Origin of the sequence: Bartonella sp. TT119HLJHH (genome assembly GCF_042193385.1) — a bacterium.
Taxonomy (GTDB): domain Bacteria; phylum Pseudomonadota; class Alphaproteobacteria; order Rhizobiales; family Rhizobiaceae; genus Bartonella.
This window is the reverse complement of the sequence record NZ_JBHILS010000001.1, coordinates 93,215-103,906: the sequence shown is the minus strand read 5'-3', so window position 1 is coordinate 103,906 and position 10,692 is coordinate 93,215. Positions and strand designations below refer to the sequence as shown.

Here is a 10,692-nt window from a genome sequence, read left to right as displayed (position 1 = left end):
TGAAAGAAAAAGGTTATGAATCATCCGGATATTGCTAGACGTGTTTACAATCACACTTGGAAACTTGATCCCATTATTCGTTCACTTCTCGATACGGATTTTTATAAACTTCTAATGGTGCAGATGATTTGGGGGTTATATCCTAATGTTAATGTTACTTTTTCCCTCATAAATCGCTCTAAAACAATACGTCTTGCCGATGATATTGATGAGAGTGAATTACGTTCTCAACTTGATCATGCTCTTAGTTTGCGCTTTACAAAAAAAGAAATGATTTGGCTTGCTGGTAATACATTTTATGGACGCAAACAAATTTTTGAACCGGATTTTCTTCAGTGGCTTGAGAATTTTCAACTCCCAGAATATGAACTAACCCGTAAAGATGGCCAGTATATTCTTCATTTTTATGGTTCGTGGGCTCATAGTTCTATGTGGGAAATTCCAGCCCTTGCTATTATAAGTGAATTACGTTCACGTGCTGCTCTCAGAAAACTAGATCGTTTTGCTCTTGATGTACTTTATGCGCGTGCTAAAGCAAAAATGTGGAGTAAAGTTGAACGTCTCAAAAAATTGCCTGATATTAAAATATCTGACTTTGGGACAAGGCGCCGCCATTCTTTTTTATGGCAGCGCTGGTGTGTGGAAGCATTAAAAGAAGGGATTGGTAATTCTTTTACTGGAACTTCTAATGTTCTTCTTGCCATGGATACGGATTTAGAAGCTCTTGGAACCAATGCACACGAATTGCCCATGGTTATTGCGGCTCTCAGCAACAATGATGATGAATTACGCAGAGCTCCGTATCAAGTCTTGCAGGATTGGAACCGTTATTATGGTGGAAATCTTCTCATTGTTTTACCTGATACCTTTGGTACAGAAGCATTTTTACGCAATGCACCAGATTGGGTAGCTGATTGGACAGGTTTCAGACCCGATAGTGCTCCCCCTATTGAAGGTGGCGAACGTATTATTCAATGGTGGAAAGAAAAAGGAAAAGATCCATGCAAAAAACTTTTAATTTTTTCTGATGCTCTTGATGTCAATACAATTGAAAAAACCTATCATCATTTCCATGGTAGAGTACGCATGAGTTTTGGATGGGGCACGGATCTTACCAATGACTTTACAGGCTGTGCACCTCAGGAAATCGAAACTCTTGATGCTCTTTCCCTTGTTTGTAAGGTGACCTATGCCAATGGTCGACCAGCTGTAAAACTTTCAGATAATCCTGAAAAAACGATCGGTGATTCAAAAGAAGTACAACGTTATCTCAATTTTTTCGGTAATAAAAACCGAGTTTCTAGACCTATAAAGATATAGTTTCCAGCTTTTTAAAACGGATATATTGACTCATCATATTTTTTATAAAGTTGATCTCTCTAAGGATGAGGGTTTTTAGCCCTTGCTGGTTTGTAAAAAGTTTGACTGCTTGTCTAACCGATTCCGCTTGACTTTCCACACATGCGATTTACTGACGTAAGACTCGACAGATAGGATTTCAAAATATTCACTACGCATTAAAATATTTAACATGCCAAGGAGGTTTATATGCCTTATATCTTTGTCATAAATAATTTTGTTTATGGCATGGCTACTATGATTTTGCATGTTAAATGAAAGCGCACGAACATTTTGTTTCATATGCATCTTGGATATGGAGAGGTTATATTTAAAACTTGAAAGAAAATTCCTTCTCTCAATAGTTCTTATAAATAAGTTAAAGTTTAAAAGAGTATCTCATAACGCCTTTTCTATCCCTATGAAGATGGACGCGTTACAATGTAAATAGCAATCAACAATAATATAACTGTAACGAGTAAAGAAATCCATAAAGGAGGATGTATCATCACAAAAAAGGATAAAAATCCCCCGGTCATACTCATCACTGCAAAAATTTTAACAAATGGAGAGATAGCTTTTTTCTCTTCCCATCGTTTAATAGGGGGACCAAAAATACGATGATTATTCAACCATTGATGAAAACGTGGAGAAGAACGCGTAAAACACCATGAGGCAACCAATAAAAAAGGCACAGTTGGCATAATAGGTAATACGATACCGATAATACCTAATATAACCATTGCCCACCCTGCTATATAATAGCAGATACGCAAAGGGTGCGATATCTTGAAATCTTTTTTCATTCTCTCGTACTATTTTCCTCTACGCAAAACCCTATACAAAAACATTGTATCTGTTTTTTTCTGTTTACATGTCTGAGTGCACAATTACGCTCTACTCCTTCATGCGTAAGCGTCTTTTCTGTTATAAGTTCCTTGAAAATACCGAATAGCTTACACAATATTATAATCATTTTAAATGATTTCAAGAAAAGAGGAGAGATTTTAGAAAAACAAAAAAATAAAAAGGCTGCAGAAAAAATCAATGCAGCCTCTTAATTAAGAATGCAGTCTTGGGGGGGGGAGAAAATTTACTGCATTCACCTGCTAGATATTAGGAGGAAAAATAACCTAGCACCCCAGACTCTAATTAAAATAAAAGTGAGAAACAATATATAAAAATGCATGGCTGATATGCATGAAATTTAACACTTTCAAGTCTCTTGAACTGTGCTTCGACGAAAAAAAATCATCATGAAAATAGCCATAAAAATCAACGTCAAGATCAACACAATTGTGGAAGCAGAATCAGAGCCGATAAATAAGCTGAGATAAATCCCTAAAAAACCAGAAAAAGCTGCAACAAGTATCGCGATCATTAACATAAAAGAAAACCGCTTTGTGACAAGATAGGCAATTGCTCCTGGTGCTATCAGTAAAGAAATAACGAGCACGATACCTACAGCTTTCAAAGCTGCAACAATTGTAAGAGAAATCATCGTTAGAAGAGTATAGTGGAGTAGAGATATTGGTAACCCCATTGCACGTCCTTGAACTGTGTCAAAAATATACAGCATAAAGTCGCGCCATTTTGCTGCTAAAATAAAAGTGACAATAGCAGAAATAATCGCGGTCTGCGTTATATCAAGCCAGTTAACACCCAAGAGATTACCAAATAGAATATGATTCAAATCTAAGTTACTATAAATAGACGTGGCTAAAACAAGCCCCAAACCAAACATTGAAGAAAAGACCACACCCATCACTGTATCCTGTTTGATACGGCTATTGCTCCCTAAAAAACCTGTTAATAATGCACACACCATTCCTGCAACAAAAGCACCGCAAGTAATCAAAGTCATTGTAATATTCTCTGGACGCATATGCTGAAACCAAGCAAATGGCAAAGAAGTTAAAAATGCGATTACCCATGGTGTTGTCATATAACCAACAACAACACCAGGAAAAACTGCATGAGAAATAGCATCGCCTAACAGCGCCCATCCTTTCAAAATAAGAAAACAGGAAAGCATCGCCATGGGAATAGAAAGAATCATGACAATAAGCATACCCTTAAGCATAAAAGAAAACTGAAACGGAAGCAGTAATTGATCAATCATGATAATATTACACCCTTTTTTGCCGCATTTATGCGTAAGCGCGCAGCAATAAACCCATGTTTAGGAGCAAAAATAAAAGCCAAAACAAATAAAGATGCTTGAAAAAGCACTACAACCCCCCCTGTTTGTGCATTCAAAAAGTAACTTACATAAACACCCAAGACACTTGTGAATGTTCCAATTACAACTGCAATAATCAAGACATTTACGAAACGATCACTTAAAAGATAGGCTGTTGCTCCAGGCGTTACGACAAGACAAATGACTAAGAACGCTCCAACGGTTTGCATCGCAGCAACGGTACAAGCGGCAAGCAATGTGAAAAAGAGAATCTTTAAAAATTTTACGTTTAATCCAATGGCATGCGCATGCGTTTCATCAAATAACGAAACAAGAAGATCTTTCCATTTCAAAAGCAATATAAGCAATGAAACAAAGCCGATAAAAGCCAATTGTAGAATATCTGTTGAACTAACTGCTAAAATATTTCCCAAAACAATCGTATCAATATTAACAGCCATTGGTTTTAATGATTTGAGAAACAACCCAAAGGCAAAAAAGGAAGAAAAAATGAGCCCAATAATGGTATCTTCTTTAAGCTTTGTCCGGTGGTTAAAAAAGAGCATTGCTGCTGCTGCAAGACCACCAGAAAAAAAAGCGCCGAGTGAAAAAGGTAACCCTAAAAGGTAAGCTCCTGCTACACCAGGAACAATCGAATGGGAAAGTGCATCACCAATCAATGACCAACCTTTTAACATCAAAAAAGCCGAAAGAAAGGCACAAACACACCCAACTAACCCAGAAACCCACATTGCATTCACCATATATTGATAGCTCAGTGGCTCAAGCAACCAAGAAGTCATGCAACGTGCTCCACTCTTTCAATATCTTCACAAACTGCAGACTGCTTTCTTCCCATGAAAACATCATTTTTTTTTGTGCTTTGAAGATCAAAAATATGGTGGTGCAAAGACCCTCCAAAAGTTTTCTCCAGATTTTCCTTTGTAAAGATTTTTTCTGTTAACCCAGAAGCTAAAACAGTTCCTTTTATTAAAACTGTATGATCACAAAATTCGCGAACAGAACCCAAATTGTGAGTTGAAACCAAGATCACTGCTCCTTCTTTACGAAGATCTTGTAACAAAGCAATGATTTTATCTTCTGTTGTAACGTCAACCCCTGTAAATGGCTCATCTAATAAAATAGCTTTTGCTTTCTGCGCAAGAGCGCGCGCTAGGAAAACACGCTTTTTCTGTCCACCAGAAAGTTCTCCAATTTGGCGCTTGGCAAAAGCCAGCATATCAACGCGTTCTAAGGCAATACGAACGGCTTCATAATCTTGTGTACGGGCATAGCGAAAGAAATTCATATGACCGTACCGCCCCATCAATACAACATCTTCAACCAAGACAGGAAAATTCCAATCAACATCTTCACTTTGAGGAACATAAGCAATAAGATTTTTTTTCAAAGCCACATCAACGGGCAAATCAAACATACGAATTTTTCCCTTTGAGGGGCGTACAAACCCCATAATCGCTTTAAATAACGTTGACTTACCGGATCCATTAACACCAACCAATGCCGTAATAGAACCCTTTGGACTTTCAAAATTCACTTCGCGTAAAGCTGTATGTCCATTACGATAAGTTACCGTTACCCCTTGGGCAAATATTCCACATTCCGTCATTGGCTTTTTACTCCCTCTACTAAAGCATTGCTAATACGCCCACTCGTGACACGTAATAAATCAATATAAGTGGGGACCTCACCATTTTTCTCACTTAAAGAATCAACATAAAGAACACCGCCGTATTTAGCCCCTGTTTCTCTGGCAACCTGCTTAGCAGGCGCAGGGGAAATAGTGCTTTCAGAAAAAACTGCATGAATATTGTATTTGCGAACCATATCAATAACATGCTTGACTTGCTGTGGTGTTCCTTGTTGGTCAGCATTGATGGGCCATAAATAAAGTTCTTTTAGATCAAAATCACGTGCCAAATAGCTAAAAGCCCCCTCACTGGTCACAAGCCAACGCTTATCTTGCGGTACGGCTTCTAATTCAGCCCTAATTGGATCAATCGTTGCACGAATTTTCTGTTTATAAACTTCAGCATTTTGTTTATAAATTTCAGCATGTTCAGGATCATATTTTACAAAAGCATCGCGAATATTATCAACGTAAATCAAAGCAGAGGTCGGTGACATCCACGCATGAGGATTGGGTTTACCACTAAAGGGGCCCTCACCAATTTTAATGGGGACAATACCTTTTGAAACAACAACACTTGGAACATCCTTGATATTTTGAAAAAACTTTTCAAACCAAAGCTCTAACTCTAAACCATTCCACAATACAAGGTTAGCTCCCTGAGCACGCATAAGATCGCGTGGGGTGGGTTGGTATTCATGAATTTCCGCACCTGGTTTTGTAATGGATTCAACATCAGCGGCATCACCTGCTACATTGCGTGCCATATCAGCAATGATAGTGAATGTCGTAACAGCTTTAAATTTACCAGCACACAAAGCAAAATTGGGTGTAAAAAAAATAACACTTCCAAAAACTATGGTGAAAAACGTTCTTACGTTCATTGATTCTCTCTTTCCTTTATATGCCTTCTTTTTATTGCAAATAATTTGCATTATCATTTAGCAATAGCAGTTATCTTTTACATTTGCAATGAAGGATTAAGAGAAAAAATAACTTTTCAAAATGTTTAAAAACAATTTTTTCATATTGAAAAAATTGATGATTTAAGCAGCTTGTTTTGGTAAGGAGGTCCCCTTTCAAGAAGCTCTATAGCTCTTGAATGCCAAACAAAAAGGGAGCACGCAAAAATGCTCCTACTTCATGTAAAATATCTCATAAAAAATGAGAATACTCAGTAGCGTAAATATGCACCTGTCATTTTGGTAACATTATCCACGATCTTTGAGGCAAGCTTTTCTAAATCTTCATCTGTTAGAGTCCGTTCTATGGGCTGAATAGTTACTTCAATTGCAACAGATTTTTTATCTTCACCAAAGCTTAAATCTTCAAAAATATCAAAAACCTGCACTGAATGAATAAGTTTTTTATCGGCTCCACTTGCCGCCCGAATAATAAGAGAAGAGGCAACAGTTTTATCCGCTATAAAGGCAAAATCACGTCGTACCATTTGAAAAGGTGAGAGTTTCAAAGGAGGACGGCTTTTGGTCGTTTTTTTCTTTGGTTCTGGAATTCGATCTAGAAAAATTTCAAAGCCGCATAAAGGGCCACTGACATCTAACGTTTCTAATGTAGCAGGATGAAGAACACCAAAAAAACCAAGAATAATCTTTGATCCAAGTTTTATGACACCTGAACGACCAGGATGATACCAATCCGGTGCTCCAACTTCAATCTGCACTTTCCCAATATCCATATCACATGCTTCTAAGACAGTTAAAGCATCTGCTTTAGCATCAAAAACATCAACTGCGGTTGCATTTCCATTCCAAAAACGCCCAGCCCCTTTAAATTGCTCTGTTCCGCGACGAATTCCGCTAACAACACGCTGTTGTTTATCAGGGGTATCGCCTTCATAAATGTTAGAAACTTCAAACAAAGCAAGATCAGAAAAACCACGATCAGCATTTCTCTGTGCTGCCATAATCAAACCAGGTAAAAGCGAAGGACGCATTACTGACATATCAGCAGCAATAGGATTAACTAATTTAAGCTCTTCTTGACCTCCTCCAAAAGCAAGAGCTTGATTTTCAGAAATAAAAGACCATGTTACCGCTTCTTTCATACCACGTTGCACTAGAGCCAAACGTGTAGCACGTGAACGAATTTGTGCGCATGTTAAAATTTGATCTTTTCTTTCTGCAAAGTTTTCCAAAGGAATAGGTTTAATTTTATCTAACCCATAAATTCTCATAACCTCTTCCACCAAATCGGCTTTACCCATAATATCAGGGCGCCATGATGGTACTTTTACCGTAACGACATCTCCTTTTCCTTCAACGAAAAATCCAAGTTTTGTTAAAATAGAGATGACTTTTTCAGGCTCTATTTCCAAATTTGTTAAACGTTTAATTTCAGCAAAAGGAAAAGCGATCTGTTTGATTTCTTGTTGCTGATAGCCAACGATCCTCTTTTTAGATACTTCACCACCACAAAGACGTAAGACCAATTCTGTTGCAATCTCAAGTCCTGTTTCTATAAAAGCCGGATCAACACCTCGTTCAAATCGATAACGTGCATCACTGATAAGACCTAATGTTCGCCCTGTTTGTGCAATGCTTTGCGCATCCCAAAGCGCCGATTCAATAATAACGCGATGTGTTTTTTCATCACAACTTGTTCTTTCACCGCCCATGATACCGGCAATCGAAACAACCCCCTCGTCATCTGCAATGACACAATTCTGAACGCCCAGATGATAGATTTTTCCGTTCAGTGCTTGAAGCTGCTCTCCCTCATGCGCGCAACGTACACACAAATTACCTTTAATTTTATCTGCATCAAAAACATGGAGTGGACGACCAAGGTCAAAACTGATGTAATTGGTCATGTCAACAAGCGCATTAATCGGTCTCAAACCAATTGCATTCAAACGTTGTTGCATCCACTGTGGTGATGCACCATTTTGAACATTGCGCACTTCACGCCAAGCAAAACCTAAACATAATGATGAATCTTGCGAAAAATCTAATGAAACATCGAGAGGCATTTCAAAAGCAGTATCAAATTTTGGTAAAGACAATTCTTTTAATTGTCCGATTCCTGTAGCGGCAAGATCACGTGCAATACCACGAACACCTGTGCAATCGGAACGATTAGGGGTCAAACCAATATCAATGACCGGATCATCTAAACCAGCATAAGCTGCAAATGAACCTCCAATAGGACTATCTTCTGGAAGTTCAATAATCCCATCATGCTCATTTGATAATTCAAGCTCTGCTTGTGAACACATCATCCCAAAACTTTCAACACCTCGGATTTTTCCTACAGATAATGTTACATCAAGTCCTGGAATATAAGTGCCTGGTAGTGCTAGAACACCAACAAGACCTGCTCGTGCATTTGGTGCTCCACAGACAACTTGAACAGGTGTAGCAGTTCCTGTATCCACTGATAAAATTTGAAGTTTATCTGCATCAGGATGCTTTATTGCTGTTAAAACTTTTGCAATCACAAAACCTTTTAAAAAAGACCGATCATCAACGTGATCAACCTCAAGACCGATAGCGGTTAATTTTTCACAAATTTCATTCAAAGATGCATTTGTTTCTAAGTGATCTTTTAACCACGACAATGTAAACTTCATTTTAAAACCTCACATGAAAGCGATGACTAAGATCACACATTTTTATTAGGAAAAAAAGCAGGCATATCAAAGCAACGAAAGCCATAGTGGTCTAACCAACGCAGATCAGCATCAAAAAAAGCCCGCAAATCAGGCATACCGTATTTCAACATGGCAATACGATCAATGCCCATTCCCCATGCAAAGCCTTGATATTCATCGGGATCTAAGCCAACATTTTTCAACACATGAGGGTGCACCATTCCGCATCCTAAAATTTCCAACCAATCCTGCCCTTCTCCGAACTTTACGTCTGAACCAGAACGATCACATTGAATATCCACTTCCATAGATGGCTCGGTAAAAGGGAAAAAAGAGGGACGAAAACGCATTTTTACAGAGGGAACTTCAAAAAATTCTTTACAAAAAGTTTCATGTAGCCACATCATATGAGCAATGGTGGAGGTTTTATCAATGACAAGACCCTCGACCTGATGGAACATGGGTGAATGTGTTGCATCCGAATCCATACGGTAAGTTTTTCCAGGAATAATGATCCGTATCGGTGCTTGTTGTTTTTCCAGTGTGCGAATTTGCACGGGTGATGTATGAGTCCGCAATAATTTTCGCTTCCCTGTATTATCAACATTAAAAAAGAAGGTATCATGCATTTCACGCGCTGGATGCCCTTCAGGAAAATTCAATGCCGTAAAATTATAATAGTCTGTTTCAATATCTGGTCCTTCTGCAAGAGAAAAACCCAACGTTGTATAAATGGCAATGATTTCCTCAATCACCTGTGAAATAGGATGAATACGCCCCCGTTCTATAGGAGAAGAACGAACAGGCAAGGTAACATCGACCGTTTCACGAGAAAGACGAGCATCCATTGCTTGTCTTTTCAGAAGATCACGCTTTTGCGCCCATAATTCTAAAATACGATTTTTTAATCCATTAAGAACTGGTCCAACTTTATGGCGTTCGCCAGCATCCATTTTTCCTAATTCTTTTAATTTTTCAGAGATACTACCTTTTTTACCCAATGCTGCAATACGCACTTCTTCAAGTGCTTGTTCATCACCTGCTGCCTCTAAGGCTAAACAAATTTCTTGTTCCAGACGCTCAATATCATTCATATTTTTGCCTATTTTTTAATAAAGAAAAACCCGTACTCGCAATAGCCAGCACGGGACCTCGAATAAATGAATGCTTTAAGAGAACACGACTGGCTTATTTGACAGCGCCTTCGAAAGCATTAGGTGTCGTATCTTTTAAATATTCTAAAGCTTTTTTTGCCGAAGCAACTAAAGCAGAAAATGCTTCTGCCTCATGGATTGCTATATCTGAAAGAACCTTACGATCAACCTCAATACCGGCTTTTGATAAGCCATCAATAAAACGTCCATAAGTCAAACCTTCTGCACGAACAGCTGCATTAATTCTCTGAATCCACAAAGCACGGAAAGTACGTTTCCTATTTTTGCGATCACGATAAGCGTATTGCTTTGAACGATCAACCGCTGCTTTAGCTGCACGAATGGTATTTTTACGACGACCGTAAAAACCTTCAGCCTGTTTAAGAACTTTTTTGTGCTTAGCGTGTGCTGTCACACCTCTTTTCACACGAGCCATATTATAATCTCCTCAAAATCAAAAGCGTAAGGTTTAAATACCATTCGGCAAATAATGCTGAATGACTTTTTTAGCATCTTTTTCACACAAAACCATTGTTCCACGTGCATCGCGAATAAATTTATTCGAACGCTTAATCATGCCATGGCGCTTACCAGCAGCTGCTACTTTAATTTTGCCTGACGCAGTGATTTTAAACCGCTTTTTAGCGGATGATTTGGTCTTCATCTTGGGCATTTTGCTACTCCATACATTAATTGATTCAATCAAACATTTTATTCACTCAAGCGGACCAACGCTTGAACAAGCATTTAAACAGCC

At 38.3% G+C, this 10,692-nt stretch carries 10 protein-coding genes; 1 reads left to right on the top strand and 9 read right to left on the bottom strand.

Annotated features, from left to right (window positions below):
• The first annotated feature begins 15 nt into the window (after window positions 1-15).
• Window positions 16-1,320 (top strand): nicotinate phosphoribosyltransferase, encoded by a 1,305-nt coding sequence (gene pncB / locus ACFIJL_RS00345; protein ID WP_375621992.1) that lies wholly within the window; start codon window positions 16-18, stop codon window positions 1,318-1,320.
• Between the two features lie 437 nt (window positions 1,321-1,757).
• Here the strand turns inward: pncB and ACFIJL_RS00340 are convergent, their stop codons facing one another.
• From ACFIJL_RS00340 to rpmI, 9 genes are all read right to left on the bottom strand, one after another.
• Window positions 1,758-2,144, bottom strand: a complete 387-nt coding sequence (locus ACFIJL_RS00340) for a YbaN family protein (protein ID WP_375621991.1) — start codon at window positions 2,142-2,144, stop codon at window positions 1,758-1,760.
• Window positions 2,145-2,554: 410 nt separating this feature from the next.
• A complete protein-coding gene (locus ACFIJL_RS00335; protein ID WP_375621990.1) occupies window positions 2,555-3,460 on the bottom strand; it encodes a metal ABC transporter permease in 906 nt (301 codons plus the stop codon).
• Complete coding sequence (locus tag ACFIJL_RS00330) at window positions 3,457-4,323, bottom strand: metal ABC transporter permease (protein ID WP_375621989.1); 867 nt, start codon at window positions 4,321-4,323, stop codon at window positions 3,457-3,459. Before ACFIJL_RS00330 ends, ACFIJL_RS00335 begins: the two co-directional genes overlap by 4 nt.
• Window positions 4,320-5,150, bottom strand: coding sequence for a manganese/iron ABC transporter ATP-binding protein (locus ACFIJL_RS00325; RefSeq protein WP_375621988.1), 831 nt, complete (start codon window positions 5,148-5,150; stop codon window positions 4,320-4,322). The genes ACFIJL_RS00330 and ACFIJL_RS00325 overlap by 4 nt, the downstream gene beginning before the upstream one ends.
• Window positions 5,147-6,055 carry a metal ABC transporter substrate-binding protein gene (locus ACFIJL_RS00320; protein ID WP_375621987.1) on the bottom strand — a complete coding sequence of 303 codons (909 nt, stop codon included), beginning with the start codon at window positions 6,053-6,055 and terminating at the stop codon, window positions 5,147-5,149. The genes ACFIJL_RS00325 and ACFIJL_RS00320 overlap by 4 nt, the downstream gene beginning before the upstream one ends.
• Before the next feature lie 290 nt (window positions 6,056-6,345).
• Window positions 6,346-8,760, bottom strand: a complete 2,415-nt coding sequence (gene pheT, locus ACFIJL_RS00315; protein WP_375621986.1) for a phenylalanine--tRNA ligase subunit beta — start codon at window positions 8,758-8,760, stop codon at window positions 6,346-6,348.
• A 32-nt stretch (window positions 8,761-8,792) separates the two neighbouring features.
• Window positions 8,793-9,875, bottom strand: a complete 1,083-nt coding sequence (gene pheS, locus ACFIJL_RS00310) for a phenylalanine--tRNA ligase subunit alpha (protein ID WP_375621985.1) — start codon at window positions 9,873-9,875, stop codon at window positions 8,793-8,795.
• Between the two features lie 94 nt (window positions 9,876-9,969).
• Window positions 9,970-10,371 carry a 50S ribosomal protein L20 gene (gene rplT, locus ACFIJL_RS00305; protein ID WP_012754515.1) on the bottom strand — a complete coding sequence of 134 codons (402 nt, stop codon included), beginning with the start codon at window positions 10,369-10,371 and terminating at the stop codon, window positions 9,970-9,972.
• Between the two features lie 33 nt (window positions 10,372-10,404).
• Window positions 10,405-10,608: a 50S ribosomal protein L35 gene (rpmI, locus tag ACFIJL_RS00300; protein WP_375621984.1), complete on the bottom strand. Its 204-nt coding sequence runs from the start codon at window positions 10,606-10,608 to the stop codon at window positions 10,405-10,407.
• Between the last annotated feature and the right edge of the window lie 84 nt (window positions 10,609-10,692).

What these genes read in the sequence shown, in the direction of transcription:
- rplT (WP_012754515.1), bottom strand. Translation starts at nt 10,371, where the DNA reads ATGGCTCGTGTGAAAAGAGGTGTGACAGCACACGCTAAGCACAAAAAA.
- ACFIJL_RS00335 (WP_375621990.1), bottom strand. Translation starts at nt 3,460, where the DNA reads ATGATTGATCAATTACTGCTTCCGTTTCAGTTTTCTTTTATGCTTAAG.
- ACFIJL_RS00325 (WP_375621988.1), bottom strand. Translation starts at nt 5,150, where the DNA reads ATGACGGAATGTGGAATATTTGCCCAAGGGGTAACGGTAACTTATCGT.
- rpmI (WP_375621984.1), bottom strand. Translation starts at nt 10,608, where the DNA reads ATGCCCAAGATGAAGACCAAATCATCCGCTAAAAAGCGGTTTAAAATC.
- pncB (WP_375621992.1), top strand. Translation starts at nt 16, where the DNA reads ATGAATCATCCGGATATTGCTAGACGTGTTTACAATCACACTTGGAAA.
- ACFIJL_RS00320 (WP_375621987.1), bottom strand. Translation starts at nt 6,055, where the DNA reads ATGAACGTAAGAACGTTTTTCACCATAGTTTTTGGAAGTGTTATTTTT.
- pheS (WP_375621985.1), bottom strand. Translation starts at nt 9,875, where the DNA reads ATGAATGATATTGAGCGTCTGGAACAAGAAATTTGTTTAGCCTTAGAG.
- pheT (WP_375621986.1), bottom strand. Translation starts at nt 8,760, where the DNA reads ATGAAGTTTACATTGTCGTGGTTAAAAGATCACTTAGAAACAAATGCA.
- ACFIJL_RS00340 (WP_375621991.1), bottom strand. Translation starts at nt 2,144, where the DNA reads ATGAAAAAAGATTTCAAGATATCGCACCCTTTGCGTATCTGCTATTAT.
- ACFIJL_RS00330 (WP_375621989.1), bottom strand. Translation starts at nt 4,323, where the DNA reads ATGACTTCTTGGTTGCTTGAGCCACTGAGCTATCAATATATGGTGAAT.